The following is a 26718-nucleotide window of genomic DNA, read 5'->3' on the forward strand; positions in this document are numbered from 1 at the left end:
CTTTAATCTTCAGCTATGGTCACTTTATCTGCTAAAAATTCAAAGCCTTGAGGAAGTATGGACTCTTCGGGTTCTTCCTTCACGACTTGTTCTTGAGAACTTTTAGCTCTGCTTGAAAATGCAGCTCGAACTTCCTTCCATTCTTCCATAGAAATAGCAAGAATCTCTGGAGAAAATCCAGCAGCGCAACTAAGAATATTGCCAAACATAGTGTTTAGATTGTCTCGTTTCATGGTTTGACCGGCATTGAAATTCGATTCAAAAGCCAAAATCGCATGATGTTCATTAGCAGCAACTGGTTTAGAACCAGCCAAGAGTGCCTTATCTGGACCAGATAAGCTTTCAATGACTTCTCCCCAAGCATTCTGAAGACGGATTAAGTTTTGACGAGCTAAGTCTGGATTTTCTACTGCTTCTTGAAGAATAGACTGCACCTTATTTCGGTCTACACGATAGATTGACTTACTGTTAGTCGGACGACTTGGTGTAGAAACAGTTTGTTTGGGATTAGAACCAACATTGGCAAGAGCTTGTTTCAATCGTGCAACTTCTTCTCGAAGAGAAGACAATTCCTCAGCCACCTCACCTGAAAGTTCTGGTTGAGAATCGATTTCTGCTAAACGAATAGTCATCATTTCGGCATAAATTTTAGGTTGTAGGCTAGCCTTAATATCAGCTAGACTTCTAGTAGCAAGACTAATCATCTCAAACAAGACATCCTGCGGAAGAGCTAAGTTTCTCTCAAATGCATCACTATGATGTGTATTTTCTCCACCTGCTTGAACAATTAAGATATCACGGAGATATTGTAGCAAATCAACTACAAAACGTGTCATGCTCTTTCCATTCTCAAAAATCAGATCAAGATTTTGAAGGGCTCCCGGTACATCCTTTTGAGCTAAAGCAGCTACGTAATGATCTAAGGCACTTAAACTAATGGTACCAGTGATTTCTTCTGAGACTGCAGTTGTCAATGTAGCTTCTTGGGTTAAGCTTAATGCCTGGTCTAGAATTGACAAGGCATCTCTCATACCACCTTCAGCTCTTCTAGCAATAATTTCAACAGCTTCTGTTTCGTAATCAATTCCTTCTTTTTCTAAAATCTGGAAGATATGATCTCGAATATCCTGAGTCTTAATAGACTTAAACTCAAATCGTTGAACACGAGACAAAATAGTTGCAGGAATCTTATGAAGCTCAGTCGTTGCCAAAATAAAGACTACATTTGGAGTTGGTTCTTCCAGTGTTTTCAAAAGGGCATTAAAGGCACCTGTTGAAAGCATATGAACCTCGTCAATGATATAGACCTTATACTGAGCTATACTTGGAGCATAAGTTGATTTGTCACGAATATCACGAATTTCATCAACCCCATTATTAGAAGCCGCATCCATTTCGATAACGTCTTCTAAACTTCCATCCGTAACAGCTTGACAGATATAACAGTTATTACAAGGTTCTCCCCCTACTTGATTAGGGCAGTTCATAGCCTTAGCAAAAATCTTAGCCACACTAGTCTTACCAGTTCCACGAGGCCCTGAAAATAGGTAGGCGTGACTAATCTTATCCTGTTCCACAGCCTGTTTAAGGGTTCTAGCAACAATTTCCTGGCCCACTAACTGTGAAAAATTTTGACTTCTATATTTTCGATAAAGCGCCTGATACATTATGCCTTCTCCTCAAACATTGAAAATTTCCATTCTGTCTTATCTTGTAAAATAGACACAAACTCTTCTAAATAGCGTTGATCAATTTCATTATAATCATCAACATGAGATGAGTCCAAATCTAATACACCCAGAAGCTGTCCATTTTTTACCATTGGAAGTACGATCTCGCTACGAGCACTACTATCACAAGAAATATAATTTGAATAAGTCTTGACATCACCAACGATAACTGTTTGACGACTAGCCGCTGACTCACCACAAACTCCTTTTCCGAGCGCAATTCTAACACATGAGACTCCACCCTGAAAAGGGCCTAAAATAAGCTCATTTCCGTCATATAAATAGAAACCTGCAAAGACAGTTCGAGGAAAGTTCATTTTTAAGAGAGCACTGGCATTTGATAGATTAGCCAACACATTGGTCTCACCTTCTAAAAGACTAGAAAGTTGTTCATTTACAATTTGGTAAATTGATTCTTTTTCGGAATGTAACATAAATCCATTATATCAAAAAATACTAGTTGAAAAAAGAAAAATCCCTTGTTTTACAACAAAGGATTTATAATTAGTTCTGATTGATTAAAGTTCGATGTCTCCGAACAAGTCAGCCATTGAGAATCCTGTTTGAGTTTCAGGAAGTTCAAAGTCACGTTTTTCTTGACGTTTTGGACGACGTGGACGTGGAGCACGTTTTTCTTCGTTTTGTCCTTCTTCTTGAGCTGGACGTTCTTCAAGAGCTTTGATAGAAAGTGAAACGCGTTCTGCATCAGCATTAACATCAAGAACTTTAACAGTAACTTCTTGACCAACTGTAAGAGCTTCTTTTGGATTTTCAATACGTTTGTGTGAAATTTGTGATACGTGAACAAGTCCATCGATACCTGGCAATACTTCAACAAATGCACCGAAGTCAGTCAAACGTTTAACTGTACCTTCTACAACGTCACCTTTAGCCAATTTTTGCTCAACGCCATCCCATGGTCCAGGTGTTGTTGCTTTAAGTGAAAGTGATACACGTCCTTCTTCTTCGTTAAGGTCAAGGATTTTCACTTCTACTTCTTCACCAACAGTTACAACTGATTTTGGAGAAACGTTACGTTCGTGTGACAATTCAGTCAAGTGAACCAATCCATCAACACCACCAAGGTCGATGAAAGCACCGAAGCTTGTGATACGAGCAACTTTACCAGTTACTACATCACCAGCAGCCAATTTACCGAAAACTTCTGCACGAGCTGCTGCAGTAGCTGCTTCTACAACTTCACGACGTGAAAGGATGAAGCGGTTTTCTTTAGGGTCAACTTCTTTGATTTTAGCTTCAAATTCTTGACCTACAAAACGCTCAGTGTTACGTACGAAACGAGTATCCAACATTGAAGCTGGGATAAATCCACGCAAACCTTCAAATTCTACTGAAAGTCCACCTTTAACAGCGCGAGTTCCTTTAACTGTAACAACTTCTTCTTCGCGTCCTACAAGTTTGTCCCATGCTTTGCGAGCTTCAAGGCGTTTTTTAGATACAAGGTATGTTACTGTATCAGTATCTTTACCAACTACTTGACGAAGTACAAGAACATCAAATACTTCACCTACTTTTACAAAGTCATTGATATCTGCATCGCGATCGTTTGTCAATTCGCGAAGAGTCAAGACACCTTCAACACCAGTTCCAGAGATTGCAACGTTAGCTTGATTAGCATCAACTGTCAATACTTCAGCACTAACAACATCACCAGGTTCAACTTGGCTAACGCTATTTAGCAAATCTTCAAATTCATTCATCTAAAAAATCCTCCAACAATCAAGTCTTTTTAACTTGACATACTTATAATTTTTTTCCTAAGCACCCGCAACGACATGAACATCTCGAACGTCCTTCAATTATAAAAATAAAATACCCTAAGATATTTTTCTTTTTATCTTGAATTTATTACCTAAGAACTGGGGTAGCTGGATTCGAACCAACGCATGAGGGAGTCAAAGTCCCTTGCCTTACCGCTTGGCTATACCCCATTGATGATATGGAGAGAGAGGGATTCGAACCCCCGAACCCGAAGGAGCGGATTTACAGTCCGCCGCGTTTAGCCTCTTCGCTATCTCTCCGACAATCAACGAAAACTATTATATCATGAAAATTTGCAAAAAACAAGCATTATTTTGCTAAATTATAGTTCTCAATCAATATTTCCACAGCTTTTTCAAGATTCTTGTAAAAACTATCGACATTTCCATTCTTTATGATTGCAAATTGGTCATCTAGTTCGGCAATTTCACCGATTAACTTTTTACCAATTGTTAATGTGTAACCAGCGTACTTATCTTTTCCAACTACTACTTTAGCATCTGACAATTGAATCTCAATTTTTTTATCTTTTTTGCTCATACCATACCTCTTTTCACTTTTTCTATTTTACAAGAAATTCCCTAATCTAGCAAGAAAAAACTCTCTATCATGCTTATCTTGACAGAGAGTTTAAGGAATATTTTTTAATTTGAAATTTGAATTATTAGTGAGTCGCCCCTCCGACTAATTTCAAATCTTTATCTTTATGGTCTACGATAGCACCAATAGCAACTTCGATACCTCGGACAATATCTCTTAAGCACATGGATGCAGTATTAGGCTTATTTACCACTTGTTCTGTCATATAGGGAATATGCATAAAGCCTGCCCTCATATTAGGAAATTTCTTATCCGCTAAATAGAGAGCCTGATACATCAAATGGTTGCAAACAAAGGTTCCAGCTGTATTGGATACTGAAGCAGGTAGCCCTTCTTCTTTTATGGCTTGTACCATTGCTTTGATAGGGAGTGTGCTAAAGTAGGCAGCTTCTCCATCAAGGCGAATTGGAAAGTCAATCGGTTGATTTCCTTGGTTATCTGGAATTCTAGCATCATCTTGATTGATAGCAACTCTCTCAGGAGTTAAACTTGCTCTTCCTCCTGCTTGTCCAATGCAAAGCACAACATCTGGATGGTATCGATTTATTTCTGCTTCTAAAACCTCTGCTGATTTATAAAAGACCGTTGGAATTTCTACCCAATGAAGCTCTGCACCATTGATTTCAGACGGTAATGATTTAACTGCTTCTAGAGCTGGATTAACCTGTTCACCACCAAAAGGATCAAATCCTGTAACTAATATTTTCATTCTATTTCCTTTACTAAAATGCCAAAAAGTACATCAGAAATACATGTATGATAATCATGACAACAGCTACTCCTACTTGCGCTTTGATAACGCCATTTGGATCTTTCATATCCAGAAGAGCTGCCGGTAATGCATTAAAGTTAGCAGCCATTGGAGTCAGTAAGGTCCCACAGCACCCTGCCGTCATTGCTAGGGCAGCGGCTACGATTGGATCAGCTCCCAAGGAAAATACAAAAGGAACACCAATTCCAGCAGTAATGACAGTGAAAGCAGCAAAGACATTCCCCATTATCATGGAAAATAGAACCATCCCAAGGACATAAGCTAACACACCCATAAAACGACTGCCCGAAGGAACTATACCGCTGATCAAGTGAGAAATCAAGTCTCCAACTCCAGCTACAGTAAAAATAGCTCCTAAAGCTCCTAAAAGTTGAGGAACAATACCACTAGTTGAGACTTGCTGAACCATGCGATTGTTTTCTGATAATAAGCTTTTAGGAGAACTCTTAGTAATCAATAAAAGAGAAATGGTTGCTAAAAATGCTGCAAGACTGATAGCAATCTTACTAAACTCAGGGATCATTTTTGCTAATACTAAAGCAATCAAAGCCATCAGCATGACCGGAATAAAAATTTTATTCTTCAACCGTTTAGCTTCAAAGTTTGCCTTGACTTCATCCAGAGACGGTAAGGTTCCGATACGAACCTGTTTAAAGAGAGTTAGTAGGGCTAAGAGCACTACGATAACTCCAATACAGATAGAAGGTAGATAAGAACCACCGATAAAACTGATGCCCAATAAAGCCCAAAACCCAGCTGTTCCATATCGAACTGGGTTTGTTTTGTCTTTGTAGCTACAATAGGCCGTGTGAAGAAATTGACAACCAATCACAATATAGGTTAACTCTAATAACTGTCTTGCTAGATTGGTCATTCTTCTTTTCCTTTACTAAGCTTATTCGCTAGCAATTTTCTATCAAATAAGTAATTGTACAACCCTACCACAAGCAAGGCAACTCCTGCAACAATAAGAGAAGCCGAAGCGATCCCTGCATAATTACTTTCGTAACCTAATTGGTCCAGAGTGCCCCCAACTAAGAGGACACCACCTGCACCAACGAAAGTGTTCTGAGCAAAGAAATTTGCAAAATTATCATTTGCTGCTGCACGCGCTTTTAGCGCTTCGCTCTCCTGCTCCGTTAATTTTCTACCTAATTGTGACTCTGCCGCTGCTTGTCCCATGGGTTGAACCAGAGGCCTTACAAACTGCGGCTGCCCTCCGATACGAATGGCAAAGAAGCTGTCGAGTTCCCGAAAAAAGAAATAAATTGTATAAAAACTTCCTACGGTCAGTCCCTTTATCCTTTGAATCAAGTCAATCGAACGTTGCTTAAGGCCAAAAGTTTCAGATAAACCAACCAAGGGCAAGGTTACCATAAAAATCGTAAGAACTCGTTGATTGCTAAATTCTCTTCCTAAAATTTCCAAGAACTCAACAAGAGAAACTCCAGAAACTAGAGCTGTAACTAAACTAGCTAAGACTACCGTTGCGATGGTATCTAATTTATAGATAAAACCAACCACAATAATAACTATCCCTATTAGTTTAATCCATTCCATATAGGCCCCTTTATTCCAAAAATACTAGTCTGTTTTATTTGACATGACTTTCTAGTTGTTTTTGGTATTTACTGTTTGATTCCAATTTTTCTTTTTGCCATTTTTCAAGAGCTGCTTGATATTCTTTAGCAGATACAATTTCTTTTTGCAATTTCATTCCCTTGAAGATATATGGATCACCCTTAATACCTACTTGTGAGTACGGTTTAGAGAATGGAACGACGTTGCTGACAACTGGTGAACCACCTGATGAAGCGGTTGGCATCAAGAGAGAGCTATCAGTGAGCCATGCTTGAGCCTTAGCATATTTTTCATATCTCTTATCCAAATCGTTTGTCTCAGAAACTGCATCATCCAAGAGTTTCTTATATTCGTCCAGACCAAGTTGAGCTACTACTTCCTTGTCTTTACCTTTCGTAATACCAAGGTGTTTCATAGCAGAACCAGTCTTAGGATCCATGATATTGAGATAACTTGCTGGGTCTTGGTAGCTTGGAGCCCATCCAGTACTGTTCAAGTCATAGTCTTTTTGAGCTGGAACACGCGCCTGCGATGTAATGCTTTCCTTTTCGTTATCGGTCATTTGAAGGACATCGATCACTACATTTTCAGAACCAAGAGTTGACTCGATTGATTGTTTAAAGGAATTGCTTTGTTGAACGGCAATTGTATCTGTCTGTTCAACTGGAACATCCAAGTGAATTGGGAAGGTTACGCCTTTTGATTCCAATTCTTTCTTAGCTTTTTCAAATGAAGCCTTAGCTTTGTCAGGATTGTAGATAGTATCTTTTCCGTCTACAAGCTCAACACCTTTCCATTGGTCTCCATAGCTGACCAATTCTGTTTGAGCGATATCACCAAAGTTTTTACCACCTGATTGTACAAAGTTATCTGGAACTAGACTGTTACGAATAATCTTGTCCGCGCCATCTTCACCATTGAGCTGTGCAGCATAAGAATGACGGTTGAAGGCAAAGTTGATTGCTTGACGGAAGTCCTTGTTCAACATTGCTTCTTTTGTAGAAGTTTTCTGTTCTTCACTTGTTTTCGCAGTCTTATTATATGATTGACGGTTTACGTTGAAGGTAAAGTAGTAACTAGTTGAATCCTGTGGACTGTATGTGATTTTATCTCCGTATTGTTCCAATGTAGAAGCAAAGTTTGAGCTACTTGGGAAGATACGAGCTGTTGTATAAACACCTGAAGAGAAGCTACGGATTAATGATTCTTGGTCTGAACCATCATAGTAGGTCAATTTTACTTTCTCAATTTTAACCTTCTCTTTATCCCAATAATTTGGGTTCTTTTCGTATTCGATTAACGATTTTGAAGTCAATGTCTTCAAAATATACGGACCGTTATAAAGAATTCCAGATGGACTTACTGCTCCGTAGTTCTTACCTGAAGCTTTGAGGAATTCCTCGTTTACTGGCAACATGGTTGCTGAAGTCACTTTCGAATTCCAGAAACTTTCAGGTGCATTAAGAGTATACTGGACTGTGTAGTCATCCAATGCCTTAACCCCAACTGTAGAGAAGTCATTAGTCTCACCAGTCATATATTCATTCAAGCCCTTAATGGAGTTTTGAATAAGAGTGACACCGTCTGATTTACCATCTGCTACGTGTTTTAGTCCAGTAACAAAGTCATGCGCTGTTACTTCAGCGTATTCTTCACCTTCTGACGTGTACCATTTAACTCCTTTACGAAGTTTATAAGTATAAGTCAAACCGTCTTGTGAGACACTCCAGTCTTCTGCTAGTGAAGGAACCAAATTTCCATATTCATCGTTTTCCAACAATCCATCAACAACGTTACCAATAATATCCGTTGTTGAAGTACGAGTTGCAATACTGTAGTCCAAAGATGATGGGTCTACTCCATATACATAAGAGAAGGTTGTAGGTGCATCTGCTTCTTTATCAGCTTTACCACAAGCCACAAGAAGAACTGCTGTACTCAGGACAACTCCTGCTGTTAACATCCACTTTTTCGTTTTCATAAAGATCTCCTTTAATAATGTTTAATCTACTTTTACAATCCAGCCTTCTGGTGCTTCAATGTCACCAAATTGGATACCTGTCAATTCATCGTATAGTTTACGAGTCACTGGACCAACCTCTGTTTCACTGTAAAAAACATGAAAATCATCACCGTGTTGGATTCCCCCAATAGGTGAGATTACTGCTGCTGTTCCACAGGCACCTGCTTCTACAAATCGATCCAGACTATCAATTGGTACATCACCCTCGACAGGCTTCAATCCTAAACAATGCTCTGCCAAGTAAAGTAATGAGTACTTGGTAATGGATGGTAAGATTGATGGACTCAATGGCGTTACAAACTCATTATCAGCTGTAATTCCAAAGAAGTTTGCTGAACCAACTTCTTCAATCTTAGTGTGGGTTGATGGGTCTAGATAAATAACATCTGAGAAATGACGGGATTTAGCCATTTTTCCTGGCAAAAGACTAGCGGCATAGTTACCACCGACCTTGGCAGCTCCTGTCCCATTTGGTGCAGCACGGTCATACTCATCTTGAATCAAGAAGTTTGTTGGAACCAATCCACCCTTAAAGTAATTTCCAACTGGCATAGCAAAGATAGTGAAAATATACTCCTCGGCTGGTTTTACCCCGATGATGTCTCCGACACCAATCAAGAGCGGACGAAGATAAAGGGTTCCACCAGTTCCGTAAGGTGGTACGTATTCTTCATTAGCACGAACAACTGCTTTACAAGCCTCTACAAACATTTCTGTTGGAACTTGGGGCATCAAGAGACGGTCGCAGGTACGTTGGAGTCGTTTAGCATTTTCATCTGGACGGAAGAGTTGAATACTGCCATCCTTTGTACGATAGGCTTTCAATCCTTCAAATGCTTGCTGTCCATAGTGAAGGCTTGGAGATGATTCTGAGATATGCAAGGTTGCATCTTCTGTTAATTCTCCTTGAGTCCATTGTCCATTTTTAAAATAAGCGATATAACGATAAGGTAGTTTCATATAGGAAAAACCGAGATTTTCCCAATCAATCGTAATGGTCATGACAATCTCCTTTATTCTAATCAAGCTTTGTGTTCTATTCTACACTATTCTCCTAAAAATTCAAGTATTATTTGTAATTTTCTGAAAATTTTATTTATAAAAAATCAGTCACTAGGACTGATTTTCTTATGAATTATCTTTTTCTTCTTTAAAGACTTCTTTGAGATAGGCATCGAAAACTTCCTCGTCTGAAATAGTATCTGAGATAAAGCTTCCATTACTTGTGCGCTCTGATAGATTCAAATCTTGCAGAATTGCTTCGTAAATCGTTCCATTATTTGATTGAACAACCAGAGTTTGTTCGCCATCTTCTACTTCTGTACTAAAAAGATCTCCGATATATCCTTGTTCTGAAACAGCACCGGCCAAGAAGACTCGATGCGGTTTACTCTTCAATTCTCTCAGAACTTGAAGACCACGCTTAGCACGACTGGTTGCTGGAATTTCCTCTGTTGATAAACGTTTCAAACTTCCACGTTGCGTTAACAGATAGAAGGATGAAGTATTGCAGATAAAGGCAGCTTGAAGCTCATCATCTGCTTTCAGATTCATAGCTTTGACACCTGCAGCCTTGGCTCCAACAACTGGGACTTCTTCGATATTAAAGCGAAGGGCATATCCATTTTTACTAATCAACAAAACATCATCCAATTTAATCGGAGCTACTGCTACAATCTGGTCACTATCGTCTTTCAACTTAGCATATTTGACAGACTTAGAACGATAGGTTCTCCATGGAGAGAATTCTTTGCGTTCGACACGCTTGATTTGTCCAAGGCGAGTCGCTGCAAAGTAGGTCGTCGCATCATCAAACTGATCCACAACTTCTACGTATAGCACTTCTTCATTGGTTTCAAAGTTTGTAATCGTTTGGCTCAAGTGCTCCCCGATATCCTTCCAACGAATATCTGCTAATTCATGGACAGGACGGTAGATAACATTTCCTAGTGTCGTAAAGATTAAGAGATGTTGAGTTGTCTTAACAGATTGGATAAATAGCAATCGGTCATCATCCCGTTTACCAATTTCCTCTAAGGTTGAAGCTGAGAAAGAACGAGGGCTAGTACGCTTGATATAGCCAGCCTTCGTCACGCTGACATAGGTATCTTCCTCTGCGATAAGGCTAGCTGTATCAATCTCGATCACTTTTGCTGTATCTTCTAAAGAACTCAAACGAGGTGTCGCAAACTGTCTCTTTACCTCACGAAGTTCTTTTTTCATGAGATTGTACATAGTCCGTTCGTCACCGATGATAGCCGCCAGCATAGCAATTTTTTCGCGAAGTTCTGCTTCTTCTTCCTGCAAGACAACTACGTCTGTATTGGTCAAACGGTATAGTTGCAAGGTAACAATAGCTTCAGCCTGCTCTTCAGTAAAATCATAACTGACCTTGAGGTTTTCCTTGGCATCAGCCTTGTTCTCAGAAGCACGGATAAGAGCAATGACTTCATCTAAAATAGAGATGACACGAATCAAACCTTCCACGATATGGAGACGTTTTTCAGCCTTTTCCTTATCAAAGCGAGAACGTGCCAAGATGACCTCACGACGGTGGGCAATATAGCTAGATAAGATAGGCACAATTCCAACCTGACGAGGGGTGAAATTGTCAATCGCAACCATGTTGAAGTTGTAGTTGATTTGTAAGTCAGTATACTTGAAAAGATAGTTGAGAACAAGCTCTGTGTTCGCATCTTTCTTGAGTTCGATAGCAATGCGAAGACCGTCACGGTCAGACTCATCTCGAACCTCAGCAATACCTGCCACCTTGTTATTGACACGTACTTCATCGATTTTCTTGACCAAGTTAGCCTTATTAATCTCATAAGGAATCTCAGTAATAACGATTTGTTCCTTACCACCTTTTAGCTTCTCAATTTCAGTCTTGGAACGAACAACCACGCGCCCCTTACCAGTTTCATAGGCCTTTTTGATCTCGTCACGACCTTGGATAATCGCTCCTGTAGGAAAGTCTGGTCCAGGCAAGAATTCCATCAACTTATCAACCTTAGCAGTTGGGTGATCAATCATGTAGACTGTAGCGTCAATGACCTCAGCCAAATTATGCGGTGGAATATCTGTTGCATAACCAGCTGAAATACCTGTCGAACCATTGACTAAAAGGTTTGGAAAGGCTGCTGGCAAGACAGTTGGCTCTTTCTCAGTATCGTCAAAGTTCCAAGCAAAGGGAACTGTCTTTTTATCGATATCCTGAAGAAGGTAGCCTGCAATCTCTGATAAACGAGCTTCCGTATAACGCATAGCCGCTGGCGGATCTCCGTCCATGGAACCGTTATTCCCGTGCATTTCAACTAGAATCTCACGGTTTTTCCAGTCCTGAGACATACGGACCATGGCATCATAGATAGAAGAATCTCCGTGTGGGTGAAAATTACCCATGATGTTCCCGACAGACTTGGCAGACTTACGGTAGCTCTTGTCAAAAGTATTGCCATCCTTATTCATAGAATAAAGAATACGGCGTTGAACCGGCTTCAATCCATCCCTAATGTCTGGCAAAGCCCGGTCTTGAATGATGTACTTGGAGTAGCGACCAAAGCGCTCTCCCATGATGTCCTCTAAGGACATATTTTGGATATTACTCATATAAGATACAAAGGGACGTTTCGGCCTGCCGAAAATTTCTGTAGAAAAATAGGAAATCGATGTAGGGTTCGATGAACCCAAGGCGATTTATCTTTTTTCATAAGAAATTAGTCCCGTGTTCAGTTACCTCTAGTAACCAAACTATCCTTTCTGTAGTTTAAAATACGTTTTAAAAGAAGCGTCAGGAGTTTTCACACAGCATTTAGGGCGTGTTCAACTCCTTTCAAAAAAAGTAGAGTAGGTTTTATAGAAAAGGATTTCAGTTACTTTATATAACTAAACTATCCTTTCTGTAGTTTAAAAGTTTTGAAAATTTTTATCAGGTTATAACATTTTAGTTTACTTAAATTTAGCTAGTAGGCACTTGTTCAACTTTTCTTTGGACACAAAATAAATCTATGGAAGGGAAAAATGAAATAACAGCGGTCCCAATAAGCAAAGCATTAAATACATTTTGATGTCCATGAAAAACTTCATTCCAATACATAGTATTAACAATATGGAAGGATAAACAAATTAAATAGCAGAGACTAATAACTATAATTTTCCACTTTAATAAAGAATAGATATTAGTTAATCGAAGAGCATAATATACTACTGCTGTAATGAGCATTGGAAAACAAAAAGAAATTAGAAAGAATTGGAATCTTAAAGCATCATCAAAAAGCTCTGTTCGATCTATTGAAACAAGCCAAATATTACACAAGGTTATAACAATCGGGAAAAACAATCCATACACCCTTTTATTTAACTTATTTCTTTTAAGAGCTAGAAAGATAGACAATACAATTATCAGAATTTGTAGTCCTGGAAATCCCATAAAAAATATAACAAATACATATTCTAACATATTAGTTTGACCTTTCCTTCGCATACTCAATCATCCTCTCAGCCACTTCTTTTTCATACTTAAAGCCCATCTTTTGAGCAAGATATTGAGCTTCCTGGTGGAAAAATTCCATGGTTGCTAATAAAGACTGAGTGATTTTGTCTAAACTTGAGAAATCAAGAAGAGCAGAGAATTCCTTCTCCTTCTCAATTGGCAAGTAGTTGAAGAGATACTTGTAATTTTTACCAATGTCGACAGCTCCTCTATCACTTGCTATCTGCCAGGCTAAGATTTTCAAGAGTTCTTGCTGACAAATACCGTAGAGATGGTCAGTCGCATAGATGATTTGCTTGCGACAAATTCCTTTAACCACGTAGGCTGACACCCACCAAAATTCATTGCAAGATTTTTCAAAATCCGAATTACTAGCTGGATGTATCCAGAAACGCTCTGGACTTGGAGAATAAGACTCAAACAAACCCTTCTCATCTACTAAAACTGTATAATCAGCTTCGCTAGCTACCCACTCGTTAATGTGTTCTTTAGGACAGATAGTTAGATCAATGCGATTCCCATCTTCGAAAAGCATGAGATAAAGACGGCGATGTCCCAGAGTAACCTCTTGCTCGATGATACGTTTGCCAAACTGGTCCAACCAAGAAAGGTCAATCGTCAGATTAGTCAAATCATCTACAATATAGACCACATCATAATCTTGAAATTCATCTTTTTGAACTTGGTCATTAGTTCTAGAACCTGATAAAGCCACAGCATCAACCTGTAACTTTTTAGCTGTTTGTAAAATCAGTCCAAGTATTTCCTGGTCAGTTCTCATGTAGTTCTTCCTCAGTGGTCTCTATGTTCTGAATAACAGCATCTTCATTTCTTTGCTGAAGAAGCTTCTGAACTCTTTTTCTTTCAAGCTCTCCGACTATAAATTGAATGATAGAACTAATTCCAAAAAGTGGTAGTAGTAACATAATTCCCATTTCTTCCGTCAGCATTAAAAAGAGGAAGTTAATAATCGAAAATATTTCTAAAAACCAGGCATTTAGCCTAAGAAGTTTTGAGTAACTACTAGGATAATGTTTGAGATGTTTATTGCTCTTATAAATAGCTGTGAATCCAAAAGCTAAGCTAGCTGGTGTGAAAATAAAAATGTCAAAAGTATAGAATAGCAAACCTGAATAAGGATTGGATCTAAAAGGATTATCAAATAAAAAGACACAGGCGGTTACTATAGCTAATAGTAAGAATTCAAGAAAGCGAATTTTCTCAGGTTTTCCTTGTTTAGCTGTTATAAACATAACTGCACCTATAGCTAAAACTATCACAAGAAAAGGAGTATCAAACAATAAACTGATCATGATTTACACCTCTTTTAGAGAGCTAAAATTAAGAAATATAGACGATTTTTCAGATCAATCCTTGAGACTGACGCCATTTATTATAGGTTTCAATGTCTGTTTTGACCATATTCATACAAAGTCCTAGAACAGCCATATCATCCAAGAAGCCTGCTAACGGAATAAAATCTGGAATAATGTCAATTGGGGAAAGGAAATAAATAAGTGCGCTTAAAACGGCTAAAATAGTCCCATAAGGAACCGTGGTGTATTTCCCTTGAACATAATTTTTCACTAAAGAAATCGTGACTGGGATCATTGTAAATTTCTTACCAACCAATGGCATCTCTTTAATTTTTTGCTCCAAACGATACAAAAAATCATCTAATTCATCTTTATCATTTAATAATGTTTCAGATTTTACATAACCACTTTCAAGAGCTTCTTTTACTTGCTCTGACTGCTTTATATAGTTTATAGTCATCATAATTTTTTAAATTTTTCAATGACTTTAGCTCATTTTTTACAATAACTTCTAAAAACTTCTCTGTGCTTAATAACTTTTCCTTATACTTTTCCCCACCCCAAAAATAGCATCTCTTTAATTCTTCATAGCTTGGTTTCTTCACAACCAATTGCTCTTGAAAAATATTTTGAGCTTTTTCATACATTTTTGAAAGAAGATACGGATAAGTTGCTTCAAAGAAAGCTGTCTGAATTACTAATATTAAACAAAAAATACCAACTAGCCTAATTTTGTCTATATCAATACCAATTATAAATGTTAATATCGCTAGAATCAAGAGTGTAAAGCGGTTTTCAGTTTCCATGGATTCAATCTCAAAAATATCTTGTGTCTTTAAAACTAGAAAAAGGGAAATACAAGAACAAACAGATGTTAGAAAAAAAATTAACCAAAATTGATAAGGATGAAAATTAGGAATTTGGTGCAAATCATATTCTTTAAATAAATTTATACAAAAATTCACAAATCTATTATAATTATTATCATCCGAAATACTACTAATTACTATATCTCCAAAAATAAATGCATTTATAAATATTAAATTTGAAAACAAAATTTTTCGTAAGTATTTATTGAAAGAAAATAAAAATAATAGAAAAAAATCCAAAGTAAAAGACAGTGAAAATAATAAAATTAAAATATAAAAAATTTCAAGTAATAAACTGCTAGTTACATCTAAAAAAAATTTATAAGCAATGAAAACACCATTATAACTGAAGCAAAAATAGCCCATTTATAATACTTACTCTGTTTAGTTTTCGAACTAACATTTTCCATTATATAATCTTTGTTTTCTAAAACTTTTAAGGCATCTAGTCTTTTTTGTGCTTTTTTATTTTCCTTCTTAGGATAACTTATATATAAAGTATTACATACTTTTGTAAATCTATTCAACATGTCTAATAAAATTTTAATGATTGACATCTCAAAATACCATCTCCCCACTTTCTTCCAGCGTAAACTTGACATTATCTTCAATCCACTTACGACGTGGTTCAACCTTGTCACCCATGAGGACATTGACACGACGTTCTGCGCGTGCTAAGTCTTCAATCGTGACACGAATGAGAGTTCGAGTTTCTGGATTCATGGTTGTCTCCCAGAGTTGGTCCGCATTCATCTCACCAAGCCCCTTGTAGCGTTGAAGGGTTGCTCCTTTGCCAAACTGCTTGCGTAGTTCCTCTAACTCACCATCCGTCCAAGCGTAGGCCACTTCTTCTTTCTTGCCTTTGCCTTTGGACATCTTGTAAAGAGGCGGAAGGGCGATATAGACATGTCCTGCCTCGACTAGTGGACGCATGTAGCGATAAAAGAAGGTTAAGAGAAGGGTTTGAATGTGAGCACCATCGGTGTCCGCATCGGTCATGATAATGATCTTGTCATAGTTGGCATCTTCAAGGGAGAAGTCTGCCCCCACACCAGCACCGATGGTATAAATCATGGTGTTGATTTCTTCGTTTTTGAGGATATCTGCCATCTTGGCCTTGGCTGTATTGATGACCTTACCACGAAGAGGCAAAATAGCCTGAAACTTGCGGTCACGACCTTGTTTGGCAGATCCACCGGCAGAATCACCCTCGACTAGGTAGAGTTCATTCTTAGCTGGATTTTTAGACTGGGCTGGCGTTAATTTACCAGAAAGTAAGCCCTTATCTTTTTTGTTTTTCTTGCCATTTCGGCTCTCATCACGCGCTTTTCGTGCTGCTTCACGGGCATCACGCGCCTTGATAGCTTTACGAATCAGATTTGAAGCTAATTCCCCATTTTCCATAAGGAAGAAGGTCAGTTTTTCAGCAACAATACTGTCAACGATTGGACGAGCTAGTGGACTTCCTAGTTTGTCCTTAGTCTGTCCTTCAAACTGAAGATGTTCTTCTGGAACCAAGATAGAAAGAACTGCTGATAACCCTTCGCGGTAATCGGATCCTTCCAGATTTTTATCTTTTTCCTTGAGAAGCCCCGTCTTACGTGCATAGTCATTCATAACCTTGGTAATGGCTGACTTGAGTCCTGTCTCATGCGTTCCACCGTCTTTGGTACGGACGTTATTGACAAAGGACAAGATGTTATCTGAAAAGCCATCATTATACTGGAGTGCTACTTCTACTTGGAAACCATTGTCTTCCCCTTCAAAGTAAAGGACTGGCGTCAAGGTTTCCTTGTCTTCGTTGAGGTAGGAAACAAAGTCCTGTACCCCGTTCTCATAATGGAACTCGATTGCTTCATCTGTTCGCTTGTCCGTTAATGACAAGGTTACATTCTTCAAGAGAAAAGCTGACTCATTGAGACGCTCTGAAATGGTATTGTACTTGAAGTCTGTCGTAGAAAAGATACTAGCATCCGGCATGAAGGTAACTTTAGTACCTGTCTTAGACTTAGGTGCCGTTCCAACCTTTTCTAGAGTGGTAACTGGCTTGCCTCCATTTTCAAAACGTTGTCTATAAACTGCTCCATCACGAGTAATTTCTACCTCTAACCAACTAGAGAGGGCATTGACGACAGAAGATCCAACCCCGTGGAGACCTCCTGATGTCTTATAACCGCCCTGACCGAATTTTCCTCCGGCGTGAAGGATGGTAAAGATAACCTCTACCGTTGGAATTCCCATAGCGTGCATCCCAGTCGGCATTCCACGTCCGTGGTCTTGAACCGTTAAACTTCCGTCTTTATTGATTGTCACATCGATCCGGTCACCAAATCCAGACAAGGCCTCATCGACAGCATTATCGACGATTTCCCAGACAAGGTGGTGGAGACCAGCACCGTCAGTCGATCCGATATACATCCCTGGACGTTTTCGGACCGCATCCAACCCTTCTAACACCTGGATGGCATCATCATTATAATTGTTAATATTGATTTCCTTTTTTGACACAAGGAACCTCCTATTTGTTCATCTTTTCTATTTTACAGGTTTTCTAGGGATTTTGCAAAATTTTTCCAGTTAAAAAGCCTATTCCCAAGTCTTTTTTAGCAAAAACATCACTTAGTTATACCAAAAAAAGAAACCAAGACAAAATCTTAGTTTTCTTTTCCTTTAATTTGGTTTGTAGCCACATCTTCACCAAACCATTTCTTGCTTATTTCTTGAAATTTACCTTCTTGATAGAGTTCTTCAAAAGCTTTATTCAAATTTGCTAACAAGGTCTTATCAGCTGGTCTCACACCAACTGCAAAAGACTCACTCTCAAAACCAGCAGGAAAAATCGCATACTGGTCTAAAATTCCTTCAGTTTCAAGATAATAATTGGCGTAAACACGGTCGATTAAAAGGGCATCAATCCGATCATTTTGCAAGTCGATCAAGGCTTCGTTAAAACTCTGATATTGGTTGGCTTTTTGATCTTTTACGATATTTTTTAAGAGTTCTGGTTGGGCTTCGAAATCTATATAACCAGAAGATCCTGCCTGGGCACCCAAAACCTTGCCTGTCATATCAGACACTGATTGTATATTCTGAGATTTCTTAGAGACTAGAACCTGCTGATTCTCCATGTAAGGAATGGTAAAAGCAACCTTCTCACGGCGTTCATCAGTCGCTGAATATCCATTCCAGATAGCATCAATGGTGCCGTTTTGAAGTTCGGTTTCCTTCATGTCCCAATCAATGGGTTGAAACTGTACCTTGAAACCAAGTTTCTCAGAAACAGCCTGTGCTAAATCAATATCAAATCCAGCATATTGCCCATTCTTTTCTTCAAAACCCATGGGAACAAAGGTATTGTCAAACCCGATGGTAATGGTACCCTGTTCTTGGTATTTGTCCCAATTATCGACTTTAGGATCACTAGCTTTTTGTGTGCATCCTACCAGGAAAAAAGCCAGAAAGAATACAAAAACAAGGCTGATTTTCTTTCGATTCATAGACACCTCCTACTTAGGCTCTACTTTGAGAATCTGGTCAGCAATATTCTCTGCAAACTGGAGATCGTGAGTCACGACAATCTGAGTCATGCCTAATTCTCGATTTTGTAGAATCAGTTTTTCAACCTCGAGACGCAACTCAGGGTCAAGGGCTGAAGTTGGTTCGTCATACCCAATCACTTCAGGATCTATCATCATAGCGCGTGCTAAGGCAACCCGTTGTTTTTGACCACCAGATAATGAGTATGGATAAGCATCTGCATGAGCTTCGAGACCCAGACGAGCGAGTAAGTCGGTTGCCTTCTTCTTGGCATCTGCTTCAGACATGCCCATAGTCTTGATGGGTGACAAAATCAAGTTCTCCATAACGGATAAGTGAGGAAAAAGCTGAAAATCTTGAAACACAAAACCTAACAAGTGACGTTTTTCAAGTTCATCCAAAGGTAGGGATTCTCCATTATAAAAAATCTCACCTGAATCAATGGTTTCAAGTCCAGCCAACATTCTAAGCAAGGTTGTCTTCCCACCACCAGAAGGTCCAACGATGGCCAAAATTTGCTTTTCAGGAATTGTTAAATTGAAATTGGATAAAATTTCTTTTTTTCCAAATTTTTTGCTGATATTTTTTAACTCTAACATGGATAACCCTCCTATCTATAGTAGCTAAAGTTTTTCTCAAGTTTCTTAGCTAGGATTGTAACGATACCAATCATAAGCAGATAAATAGCTCCTGCTAGAAACATTGGAATCAAGCTCGCATCACGATTGGCTGCTGTACGACTAGCTAGGATTAAATCTGAAATACCGAGTGCATAGACCAAAGAAGTATCTTTAACCAAACTCATAACCTCATTAAATACACTTGGTAAAACAATCTTGGTTACTTGTGGCAAGATAATATAGCGGACGGTATCGATAGGTTTGAATTTCAAAACCTTAGCTGCTTCATATTGTCCTTGAGGAATCGTTGCAATCCCTCCACGGAATATTTCTGCAAAGTAGGCTGCATAATTAAGCGTAAAGGCAATAATCGCCGCTGGCACCCGATCAAGTCGAATCCCGATACTTGGAAGGACATAATAGATAAAGATCAACTGCAAGAGCAATGGTGTCCCACGCATCACCCAGATATAAACATCAATCATGTAATGGAGGGGTTTCCAATGCACCTGTAAGCAAAAGGCAACCAAAATACCTAAAGGAATTGAAAAGAGTAAGACCAGTGCAAATACTTGTAAAGTCATTGTCGCACCGCTCAATAAACTAGGTAATATCTCAAATAAGTAAGACATATTCCACCTCCTAAAAATAATTGTTCCTATTATAGCATAAATAAACATTAAATCAAGTTTTTCAGAAATTTTCATGAATTTTTAAAACTTTAGCCTTTATTTTTGAATAAAAATGGTACTCATGATAAACTTATCAACTTTGATAAAGTATCAGATGTCACAGCTAGTAAACAGATTCAGTTCCGTTTCTCTCCTAATTCATGGTATAATAGAAACATGATGACAATAGTATTATTAATTTTAGCTTATTTATTGGGTTCAATTCCTTCAGGCTTGTGGATTGGACAAATATTCTTTAACATCAATCTAAGAGAACATGGATCTGGTAATACTGGAACGACCAATACCTTCCGAATCTTAGGCAAAAAAGCTGGAATGGCAACCTTTGTAATTGATTTCTTTAAAGGTACTTTGGCCACTTTACTTCCACTAATCTTCCATGTGCAGGGTATTTCACCAATCGTCTTTGGACTTTTAGCAGTCATTGGCCACACCTTCCCTATCTTTGCCAAATTTAAGGGTGGTAAGGCTGTTGCAACCAGTGCTGGAGTTATTTTTGGTTTTGCTCCTCTCTTTTGTCTTTACCTTGCAGTTATTTTCTTTGGAATCCTTTATCTGGGAAGTATGATTTCCCTCTCTAGTATTTCAGCTGCTATTGCTGCGATTATTGGAGTCCTTCTGTTTCCTCTCTTTGGATTTATTTTAACTAGTTATGACCTACTTTTCACTTTAATTATTATCAGTCTTGCTAGTCTGGTGATTGTTCGACACAAGGACAATATCAAACGTATCCAAAATAAAACAGAAAATCTCATCCCTTGGGGACTTAACCTAACGCACCAAGAACCAAAAAAATAAAACGTCAGTTTCAACTGACGTTTTTTTATGTTATTTAGACTTGATATAGTTGATACCATCTGCCTTCGGCGCAACAGCTTTACCAAAGAAGGCTGCTAGGACGACAATGGTCAAGAGATATGGTGCGATTTGCAAGTAAACGGCTGGTACTCCTTGCAAGAAAGGAAGCTGAGAACCGATAACTGCCAAACTTTGTGATAGCCCAAAGAAAAGACTTGAAAGCATAGCACCAACAGGATTCCATTTACCAAAGATCATGGCTGCAAGAGCGATAAATCCAGGTCCTACGATAGTTGTAACTGAGAAGTTGACGGAGATTGACTGAGCGTAAATAGCTCCTCCGATTCCTCCAAGGAAGCCTGAAATCACAACTCCAAGATATCTCATCTTGTAGACATTGATACCCAAAGTATCTGCTGCTTGTGGGTGTTCACCAACTGAACGAAGGCGAAGTCCAAAGCGAGTTTTAAAGAGGATAAACCAAGCTAGGAATGAGAAAGTAATTGCTAGGTAACCTAGTAGACTAGTTGACTTGAAGAAGATATCTCCGATAACAGGGATATTAGCTAATACTGGGAAGTCAAAACGACCAAAAGTTTGCGTTAAGTTATCCGTTTGTCCCTTATTATAAAGCACCTTCACCAAGAAAACTGCCAAGGCTGGCGCCATCAAGTTAAGCACAGTACCACTGACAACATGGTCTGCACGGAAATGAACTGTAGCTACTGCGTGAACGAGCGAGAAGATAGCTCCGACTAATCCACCAACTAGAAGAGCTAACCAAGGAGTTAATGCTCCCAAATCTTGAGCAAATTCAAGGTTAAAAACAACTCCAGAAAAGGCACCCATGACCATGATTCCTTCAAGACCAACGTTAACAACTCCACCACGTTCTGAGAAAACTCCTCCGATACTTGTGAAAATAAGTGGTGCTGCATAAATCAACATCGAAGAAACCATAAGGGTTAACATTGTTGTAATCGACATCCTTATTTACCTCCTTTAAGTTGTTTTCTTGGTTTGATAAAGCGTTCGATGATGTAGTGAACGCTGACAAAGAAGATAATTGAGGCTGTAACGATACTTACAAGCTCAGATGGTACTTGTGCAGCATTCATACCAGGGGCTCCAACTTGAAGAACACTGAAAAGGAAGGCTGCAAATAGAATTCCAACTGGTGAGTTTGAAGCAAGTAGGCTTACTGCCATACCGTTAAATCCGATTGCCAATGATGAACCTTGAACATAAACGTTTTGGAAGGTACCAAGTCCTTCTACTGCGCCACCAAGTCCTGCAAGGGCACCAGAAATAATCATTGATAGAATAATGGTGCGTTTCGCTGAAATACCTGCGTATTCAGAAGCATTTGGATTGAGACCAACTGCACGGATTTCAAAACCAAGAGTTGTTTTCTTGAGCAAGAACCAGATAACTGCTACAGCTATGATAGCAAAGAAAATTCCAATGTTCATACGAGAGTTTCCAGTCAACTCAGCAAGCCATGGTGTCTGATAGGTTGCATTTGCACTAACACGAATGGATGAGTCAGTACTTTGCATGATTTCTTTAGGGAAGTGATGAATAAAGGCATTGCCCACATAAAGAACAATGTAGTTCATCATGATGGTTACAATAACTTCAGATGTCCCAAGGTAGGCTCTTAAGATACCAGGAATAGCACCAACGATCCCTCCTGCAACTAAGGCAATTACAATCGTCGCAAGAATCATCAATGGTCGTGGCAAATCTGGGAAAGACAGAGCGAACCAGCCACTCATAACCCAACCTGCGAGAGCTTGTCCTGGAAGACCAACGTTAAAGAAACCAGCACGACTTGCAACTGCAAATCCAAGGGCAATCAGAATTAAAGGTCCCATAGCACGGAAGATTTCACCGATTCCACGAACACTACCAAATGCTGTGTAGAATAGTTCTTCATAACCCCAGATAGCATCGTAGCCGAAAATCCACATGACGATGGCTCCGAGTAGAATTCCTAAAATAACAGAAATCAAAGGAACCGAAATTTGTTGTAATTTTTTAGACATCACTCTTCTCCTTTTCCAATTCACCACCAGCCATCAAGACACCAAGCTCTTGCTTGTTGGTTGTTTCTGGTGTTACAATGCCTTGAATCTTACCATCATGGATAACAGCAATTCTATCAGAGACATTTAGAATCTCATCTAGTTCAAAGCTGACTACAAGGACAGCTTTCCCATTATCACGTTCTTGAATCAAGCGTTTGTGAATGTACTCAATGGCACCGACGTCCAAACCACGAGTAGGTTGACTGACGATTAGGAGATCAGGATTTCGATCGACTTCTCGAGCGATAATTGCTTTTTGTTGATTTCCTCCAGAAAGAGCTGAGGCTGGAACAATCTCACTAGCAGCACGCACATCGAATTCTTGCATTAACTGTTTAGCGTACCCGATGATATTGGTGTAGTTTAAGATTCCCTTCTTGCTATGAGGTTCCTTATAGTAGGTTTGAAGAGCAATATTTTCAGAAATCATCATTTCTAAAACTAAACCATCACGGTGGCGATCTTCTGGAACGTGGCCTACACTCATTTCTGTAATTTGACGAGGGTGTAAACCTACGATAGACTGGCCTTTCAACTCCACGCTACCAGATTCAATCTTGCGAAGTCCTGTGATAGCTTGGATTAATTCAGATTGACCATTTCCATCAATACCGGCAATTCCGACAATCTCACCAGCTCGTACATCGAGTGAGAGATTTTTAACAGCAGGAACACCACGGTTTTCGTTTACTACTAGGTCTTTAATAGACAGAATAACTTCTTTAGGTTGAGCTTCCTGTTTCTCAGTTTTAAAGGAAACAGAACGTCCTACCATCATCTCAGCTAAGTCAGCATTAGTTGCACCAGCAATCTCAACTGTTTCAATAGATTTACCACGACGGATAACTGTAACACGGTCAGATACAGCACGAATCTCATCCAACTTGTGGGTAATCAAGATAATTGATTTACCTTCTTTAACCAAGTTCTTCATAATAGCCATCAATTCATCAATTTCTGATGGCGTCAAAACAGCAGTAGGTTCGTCAAAGATAAGAATATCTGCTCCACGATAAAGTGTCTTCAAGATTTCAACACGTTGTTGAGCCCCAACAGAGATGTCTGCAACTTTGGCAGATGGATCCACAGCAAGGCCATAACGTTCAGATAACTCATTGATTTCTCGAGTTGCACGAGCAATATCTAGCACACCATTTTTGGTCAATTCACTCCCCAAAATGATATTTTCAGCAACAGTGAAAGCTTCTACCAACATAAAGTGTTGGTGGACCATCCCAATCCCTAAGCTAGCTGCTTTTGATGGTGAATCTAGTTTTACAACTTGACCGTTGACCACAATTTCACCACTAGTTGGTTCTAAAAGCCCCGCTAGCATGTTCATAAGAGTGGACTTACCAGCTCCATTTTCTCCTAAAAGTGCATGAATTTCACCTTTACGAAGTTCAAGGTTAATCTTGTCGTTAGCGACAAATTCACCAAAAACTTTGGTAATTTCACGCATCTCAATGACATTTTCGTGTGCCATGTGCTCTTCCTTTCAGAATTTTATTTTATTTCAATAAAACCTGCTAAAGAAACTTAGCAAGCTCTATTGAGACAAAACTATTTGTCTCAATTCTTAAAGAAGCGGCCACTGGCCGCTTCCTAAGAAATGACTTCCTTCAATTATTTTTCAGGAACTTTGATGCTACCATCAAGGATTTTAGCTTTTGCATCTTCAACAGCTTTTTTACCTTCTTCAGAAAGGTTTGTCACTGCCAAGTCAACACCTTTATCCTTCAATGAGTAAACGATAACTTGACCACCAGGGAATTCACCTTTTTCAGCCTTGTTTGAGATATCTTGAACTGTTGTTCCAACTTGTTTCAATGTAGAAGCAAGCACGAAGTTAGCTTCTTTACCGTCTTTAGAAGTATATTTACCTTCATCAACTTGGTCACGGTCTACACCGATAACCCAAACTTTTTCGGCTTCATTTTTACTTTCGTTCAATGATTTAGCTTCAGAGAAGACACCTGCTCCAGTACCACCAGCTGCTTGATAGATAACGTCTGCACCTGCAGCGTATTGAGCTGCAGCGATTGTTTTACCTTTAGCCGCATCACCAAATGATCCAGCATAGTCTACTTGAACCTTGATAGATGGGTCAACTGACTCAACACCAGCTTTAAAACCAGCTGCGAAACGAGAAATAACTTCAGATTCCATACCACCTACAAAACCAACTTGTTTAGTTTTTGTAGTTTTAGCAGCTGCAACACCTGCAAGGTAAGCTGCTTCGTTGTCTGCGAAAGTAACGCTAACAACGTTCTTTTGATCTTTAATCACATCGTCAATCAAAACATAGTTTTTATCTGAATGTTCTTTTGCTGCTTCTTCAACAGCGTTGTGAAGGGCAAAACCAACACCGAAAATCAAGTTGTAGCTTCCAGCTGCTTGGTTCAAGTTGTTAGCGTAGTCAGCTTCACTTGTTGATTGGAAGTAAGTGTAACCATTGTCTTTTGAAAGGTTGTGTTCTTTACCCCAAGCTTGAAGACCTTCCCAAGCTGATTGGTTAAATGATTTATCATCAACACCACCAGTATCTGTAACGATAGCTGCTTTAGTCTTCACATCAGAAGAAGATGAAGCTGCGTTACGAGAAGAGCGATTACCACATGCAGCAAGTCCAAATGCTGCTACTGCAACTAGACCAAGGCCTAGCCATTGTTTCTTGTTCATTACTGAACCTCCTAAATAAGATGCGCAACTAAGTTGCAAGTATGAATTGATTGGTCACAAGGACCCTTGCCACTCAGAGAGTGACACAGACTATTGCAAGTCTGTAAAAGAATATGGAAGTAATTCCCCGACCGTCATCTCGACCGTCGTTTTATCTTTGGCGACTAGAGTCACCTTTAGATCTGGTTTAAAAAATTCGACCATAACTTGGCGACAAGCACCGCAAGGCGAAATTGGTTTTTCAGTTTGACCATAGACAATCAATTCTGAAAAGTCTCGTTGTCCTTCAGAGACCGCCTTAAAGATCGCAGTCCTTTCGCCACAGTTGGTCAAGGGGTAGCTAGCATTTTCAATGTTAACCCCTGTATAGATACTTCCGTCCTTGGCTACCAAAACAGCGCCAATCGGAAAATGTGAGTAGGGAACGTAAGCTTTTTTACTAGTTTCAATCGCTAATTCAATCAACTCAGTAGTCGCCATCAGCTAATTCTCCTTTTAAGATTGCAACACCAGAAGATGTTCCAATACGAGTAGCTCCTGCTTCAACAAAGGCAACTGCATCTGCATAAGAACGAGCTCCACCAGCTGCTTTGACCCCCATATCAGGACCAACTGTCTGACGCATTAATTGAACATCTGGCAAAGTTGCTCCACCTGTTGAGAAACCTGTAGAAGTCTTGACATAGTCTGCACCAGCTTTTTGAGCAAGTTGGCAAGCCAGAACTTTTTCTTCATCCGTTAACAAACAAGCTTCAATAATAACCTTAACGAGTTTGTCACCGCTAGCCTCAACAACAGCTTGAATATCTGTCTCAACTAGCGCAAGATTTCCTGATTTTAGTGTACCAACGTTGATAACCATATCTATTTCGTCAGCACCATTTTGGATGGCTTCTTTGGTTTCATAGGCTTTGACAGCTGAAGTTGTAGCTCCAAGAGGAAAACCTACAACTGTACAAACCTTGACATCAGTATCTGTTAGACCATCTTTTGCATGCGAAACCCAGCAAGGATTCACACAAACACTGGCAAAATCGTACTCTCTTGCTTCAGATAGCAAACGATCGATTTGTTGTTCGGTCGCATCTTGCTTCAAAAGCGTATGATCAATGTATTTATTTAATTTCATTTCGG

The 26718-nt window shown here is 39.1% G+C and carries 26 protein-coding genes and 2 tRNA genes; 1 reads left to right on the plus strand and 27 read right to left on the minus strand.

Annotated features, from left to right (window positions below):
• Positions 1-2 precede the first annotated feature (2 nt).
• From dnaX to QM859_RS02355, 21 genes are all read right to left on the minus strand, one after another.
• Positions 3-1667 carry a DNA polymerase III subunit gamma/tau gene (gene dnaX / locus QM859_RS02255; protein WP_414261978.1) on the minus strand — a complete coding sequence of 555 codons (1665 nt, stop codon included), beginning with the start codon at positions 1665-1667 and terminating at the stop codon, positions 3-5.
• Positions 1667-2164 (minus strand): GAF domain-containing protein, encoded by a 498-nt coding sequence (locus QM859_RS02260; RefSeq protein WP_006153249.1) that lies wholly within the window; start codon positions 2162-2164, stop codon positions 1667-1669. The genes dnaX and QM859_RS02260 overlap by 1 nt, the downstream gene beginning before the upstream one ends.
• Positions 2165-2248: 84 nt before the next feature.
• Positions 2249-3451 carry a 30S ribosomal protein S1 gene (rpsA, locus tag QM859_RS02265; RefSeq protein ID WP_004253232.1) on the minus strand — a complete coding sequence of 401 codons (1203 nt, stop codon included), beginning with the start codon at positions 3449-3451 and terminating at the stop codon, positions 2249-2251.
• Positions 3452-3610: 159 nt separating this feature from the next.
• Positions 3611-3682: transfer RNA gene (locus tag QM859_RS02270), tRNA-Gln, on the minus strand.
• A 9-nt stretch (positions 3683-3691) separates the two neighbouring features.
• Positions 3692-3772, minus strand: a tRNA-Tyr gene (locus tag QM859_RS02275).
• A gap of 49 nt (positions 3773-3821) precedes the next feature.
• Complete coding sequence (locus QM859_RS02280) at positions 3822-4052, minus strand: DUF2969 domain-containing protein (RefSeq protein WP_006153263.1); 231 nt, start codon at positions 4050-4052, stop codon at positions 3822-3824.
• A gap of 124 nt (positions 4053-4176) precedes the next feature.
• The gene (gene pcp, locus QM859_RS02285; RefSeq protein WP_414261979.1) at positions 4177-4821 is read right to left on the minus strand and encodes a pyroglutamyl-peptidase I; all 645 of its coding nucleotides are present in this window, start codon (positions 4819-4821) and stop codon (positions 4177-4179) included.
• 13 nt (positions 4822-4834) lie between these two features.
• Positions 4835-5758 (minus strand): DUF979 domain-containing protein, encoded by a 924-nt coding sequence (locus QM859_RS02290; protein WP_414261980.1) that lies wholly within the window; start codon positions 5756-5758, stop codon positions 4835-4837.
• On the minus strand, positions 5755-6444 hold the full coding sequence (locus QM859_RS02295; RefSeq protein WP_414261981.1) for a DUF969 domain-containing protein: 690 nt from the start codon (positions 6442-6444) through the stop codon (positions 5755-5757). Before QM859_RS02295 ends, QM859_RS02290 begins: the two co-directional genes overlap by 4 nt.
• Before the next feature lie 34 nt (positions 6445-6478).
• The gene (locus QM859_RS02300; RefSeq protein ID WP_414261982.1) at positions 6479-8446 is read right to left on the minus strand and encodes a peptide ABC transporter substrate-binding protein; all 1968 of its coding nucleotides are present in this window, start codon (positions 8444-8446) and stop codon (positions 6479-6481) included.
• A gap of 21 nt (positions 8447-8467) precedes the next feature.
• On the minus strand, positions 8468-9490 hold the full coding sequence (locus tag QM859_RS02305; RefSeq protein ID WP_414261983.1) for a branched-chain amino acid aminotransferase: 1023 nt from the start codon (positions 9488-9490) through the stop codon (positions 8468-8470).
• A gap of 126 nt (positions 9491-9616) precedes the next feature.
• Positions 9617-12097, minus strand: coding sequence for a DNA topoisomerase IV subunit A (gene parC, locus QM859_RS02310; RefSeq protein WP_414261984.1), 2481 nt, complete (start codon positions 12095-12097; stop codon positions 9617-9619).
• A 349-nt stretch (positions 12098-12446) separates the two neighbouring features.
• Positions 12447-12947, minus strand: a complete 501-nt coding sequence (locus QM859_RS02315) for a hypothetical protein (protein WP_414261985.1) — start codon at positions 12945-12947, stop codon at positions 12447-12449.
• Position 12948: 1 nt separating this feature from the next.
• A complete protein-coding gene (locus tag QM859_RS02320) occupies positions 12949-13761 on the minus strand; it encodes an aminoglycoside 6-adenylyltransferase (RefSeq protein ID WP_414261986.1) in 813 nt (270 codons plus the stop codon).
• A complete protein-coding gene (locus QM859_RS02325; protein ID WP_414261987.1) occupies positions 13751-14293 on the minus strand; it encodes a hypothetical protein in 543 nt (180 codons plus the stop codon). The genes QM859_RS02320 and QM859_RS02325 overlap by 11 nt, the downstream gene beginning before the upstream one ends.
• Positions 14294-14342: 49 nt before the next feature.
• Positions 14343-14756, minus strand: a complete 414-nt coding sequence (locus QM859_RS02330; protein WP_414261988.1) for a YkvA family protein — start codon at positions 14754-14756, stop codon at positions 14343-14345.
• Positions 14707-15531, minus strand: coding sequence for a beta-carotene 15,15'-monooxygenase (locus tag QM859_RS02335; RefSeq protein ID WP_414261989.1), 825 nt, complete (start codon positions 15529-15531; stop codon positions 14707-14709). The genes QM859_RS02330 and QM859_RS02335 overlap by 50 nt, the downstream gene beginning before the upstream one ends.
• Positions 15532-15723: 192 nt before the next feature.
• Entirely contained in the window at positions 15724-17673 is a 1950-nt protein-coding gene (parE, locus tag QM859_RS02340) for a DNA topoisomerase IV subunit B (protein ID WP_414261990.1), read from the minus strand.
• A gap of 146 nt (positions 17674-17819) precedes the next feature.
• A complete protein-coding gene (locus QM859_RS02345; protein WP_414261991.1) occupies positions 17820-18662 on the minus strand; it encodes an amino acid ABC transporter substrate-binding protein in 843 nt (280 codons plus the stop codon).
• A 9-nt stretch (positions 18663-18671) separates the two neighbouring features.
• Positions 18672-19301 carry an amino acid ABC transporter ATP-binding protein gene (locus QM859_RS02350; RefSeq protein WP_214261760.1) on the minus strand — a complete coding sequence of 210 codons (630 nt, stop codon included), beginning with the start codon at positions 19299-19301 and terminating at the stop codon, positions 18672-18674.
• A gap of 11 nt (positions 19302-19312) precedes the next feature.
• Entirely contained in the window at positions 19313-19954 is a 642-nt protein-coding gene (locus QM859_RS02355) for an amino acid ABC transporter permease (protein WP_414261992.1), read from the minus strand.
• A 216-nt stretch (positions 19955-20170) separates the two neighbouring features.
• On the opposite strand from QM859_RS02355, the gene plsY reads away from it, so the two are divergent.
• Positions 20171-20812 carry a glycerol-3-phosphate 1-O-acyltransferase PlsY gene (gene plsY, locus QM859_RS02360; protein ID WP_036754519.1) on the plus strand — a complete coding sequence of 214 codons (642 nt, stop codon included), beginning with the start codon at positions 20171-20173 and terminating at the stop codon, positions 20810-20812.
• A 30-nt stretch (positions 20813-20842) separates the two neighbouring features.
• On the opposite strand, the gene QM859_RS02365 is transcribed toward plsY, so the two are convergent.
• The 6 genes from QM859_RS02365 to deoC form a co-directional block, all read right to left on the minus strand.
• Complete coding sequence (locus tag QM859_RS02365) at positions 20843-21799, minus strand: ABC transporter permease (RefSeq protein ID WP_414261993.1); 957 nt, start codon at positions 21797-21799, stop codon at positions 20843-20845.
• Between the two features lie 2 nt (positions 21800-21801).
• On the minus strand, positions 21802-22860 hold the full coding sequence (locus QM859_RS02370; protein WP_414261994.1) for an ABC transporter permease: 1059 nt from the start codon (positions 22858-22860) through the stop codon (positions 21802-21804).
• The gene (locus QM859_RS02375) at positions 22853-24388 is read right to left on the minus strand and encodes an ABC transporter ATP-binding protein (protein ID WP_414261995.1); all 1536 of its coding nucleotides are present in this window, start codon (positions 24386-24388) and stop codon (positions 22853-22855) included. Before QM859_RS02375 ends, QM859_RS02370 begins: the two co-directional genes overlap by 8 nt.
• 140 nt (positions 24389-24528) lie before the next feature.
• Positions 24529-25584, minus strand: a complete 1056-nt coding sequence (locus tag QM859_RS02380; protein WP_414261996.1) for a BMP family lipoprotein — start codon at positions 25582-25584, stop codon at positions 24529-24531.
• A 90-nt stretch (positions 25585-25674) separates the two neighbouring features.
• Positions 25675-26064, minus strand: a complete 390-nt coding sequence (locus tag QM859_RS02385; protein WP_004253174.1) for a cytidine deaminase — start codon at positions 26062-26064, stop codon at positions 25675-25677.
• Positions 26051-26713, minus strand: coding sequence for a deoxyribose-phosphate aldolase (gene deoC, locus QM859_RS02390; RefSeq protein ID WP_414261997.1), 663 nt, complete (start codon positions 26711-26713; stop codon positions 26051-26053). Before deoC ends, QM859_RS02385 begins: the two co-directional genes overlap by 14 nt.
• Positions 26714-26718: the final 5 nt, after the last annotated feature.

The organism is Streptococcus infantis (assembly GCF_047463175.1).
Taxonomy (GTDB): Bacteria; Bacillota; Bacilli; order Lactobacillales; family Streptococcaceae; genus Streptococcus; species Streptococcus infantis_AC.

What these genes read in the sequence shown, in the direction of transcription:
- QM859_RS02365 (WP_414261993.1), bottom strand. Translation starts at nt 21,799, where the DNA reads ATGTCGATTACAACAATGTTAACCCTTATGGTTTCTTCGATGTTGATT.
- parC (WP_414261984.1), bottom strand. Translation starts at nt 12,097, where the DNA reads ATGAGTAATATCCAAAATATGTCCTTAGAGGACATCATGGGAGAGCGC.
- pcp (WP_414261979.1), bottom strand. Translation starts at nt 4,821, where the DNA reads ATGAAAATATTAGTTACAGGATTTGATCCTTTTGGTGGTGAACAGGTT.
- QM859_RS02345 (WP_414261991.1), bottom strand. Translation starts at nt 18,662, where the DNA reads ATGAATCGAAAGAAAATCAGCCTTGTTTTTGTATTCTTTCTGGCTTTT.
- QM859_RS02350 (WP_214261760.1), bottom strand. Translation starts at nt 19,301, where the DNA reads ATGTTAGAGTTAAAAAATATCAGCAAAAAATTTGGAAAAAAAGAAATT.
- QM859_RS02355 (WP_414261992.1), bottom strand. Translation starts at nt 19,954, where the DNA reads ATGTCTTACTTATTTGAGATATTACCTAGTTTATTGAGCGGTGCGACA.
- QM859_RS02335 (WP_414261989.1), bottom strand. Translation starts at nt 15,531, where the DNA reads ATGGGCTATTTTTGCTTCAGTTATAATGGTGTTTTCATTGCTTATAAA.
- plsY (WP_036754519.1), top strand. Translation starts at nt 20,171, where the DNA reads ATGATGACAATAGTATTATTAATTTTAGCTTATTTATTGGGTTCAATT.
- QM859_RS02300 (WP_414261982.1), bottom strand. Translation starts at nt 8,446, where the DNA reads ATGAAAACGAAAAAGTGGATGTTAACAGCAGGAGTTGTCCTGAGTACA.
- deoC (WP_414261997.1), bottom strand. Translation starts at nt 26,713, where the DNA reads ATGAAATTAAATAAATACATTGATCATACGCTTTTGAAGCAAGATGCG.
- QM859_RS02325 (WP_414261987.1), bottom strand. Translation starts at nt 14,293, where the DNA reads ATGATCAGTTTATTGTTTGATACTCCTTTTCTTGTGATAGTTTTAGCT.
- QM859_RS02290 (WP_414261980.1), bottom strand. Translation starts at nt 5,758, where the DNA reads ATGACCAATCTAGCAAGACAGTTATTAGAGTTAACCTATATTGTGATT.
- QM859_RS02305 (WP_414261983.1), bottom strand. Translation starts at nt 9,490, where the DNA reads ATGACCATTACGATTGATTGGGAAAATCTCGGTTTTTCCTATATGAAA.
- QM859_RS02280 (WP_006153263.1), bottom strand. Translation starts at nt 4,052, where the DNA reads ATGAGCAAAAAAGATAAAAAAATTGAGATTCAATTGTCAGATGCTAAA.
- dnaX (WP_414261978.1), bottom strand. Translation starts at nt 1,667, where the DNA reads ATGTATCAGGCGCTTTATCGAAAATATAGAAGTCAAAATTTTTCACAG.
- QM859_RS02380 (WP_414261996.1), bottom strand. Translation starts at nt 25,584, where the DNA reads ATGAACAAGAAACAATGGCTAGGCCTTGGTCTAGTTGCAGTAGCAGCA.
- QM859_RS02315 (WP_414261985.1), bottom strand. Translation starts at nt 12,947, where the DNA reads ATGTTAGAATATGTATTTGTTATATTTTTTATGGGATTTCCAGGACTA.
- QM859_RS02385 (WP_004253174.1), bottom strand. Translation starts at nt 26,064, where the DNA reads ATGGCGACTACTGAGTTGATTGAATTAGCGATTGAAACTAGTAAAAAA.
- QM859_RS02375 (WP_414261995.1), bottom strand. Translation starts at nt 24,388, where the DNA reads ATGGCACACGAAAATGTCATTGAGATGCGTGAAATTACCAAAGTTTTT.
- QM859_RS02330 (WP_414261988.1), bottom strand. Translation starts at nt 14,756, where the DNA reads ATGACTATAAACTATATAAAGCAGTCAGAGCAAGTAAAAGAAGCTCTT.
- QM859_RS02370 (WP_414261994.1), bottom strand. Translation starts at nt 22,860, where the DNA reads ATGTCTAAAAAATTACAACAAATTTCGGTTCCTTTGATTTCTGTTATT.
- QM859_RS02260 (WP_006153249.1), bottom strand. Translation starts at nt 2,164, where the DNA reads ATGTTACATTCCGAAAAAGAATCAATTTACCAAATTGTAAATGAACAA.
- QM859_RS02295 (WP_414261981.1), bottom strand. Translation starts at nt 6,444, where the DNA reads ATGGAATGGATTAAACTAATAGGGATAGTTATTATTGTGGTTGGTTTT.
- QM859_RS02320 (WP_414261986.1), bottom strand. Translation starts at nt 13,761, where the DNA reads ATGAGAACTGACCAGGAAATACTTGGACTGATTTTACAAACAGCTAAA.
- rpsA (WP_004253232.1), bottom strand. Translation starts at nt 3,451, where the DNA reads ATGAATGAATTTGAAGATTTGCTAAATAGCGTTAGCCAAGTTGAACCT.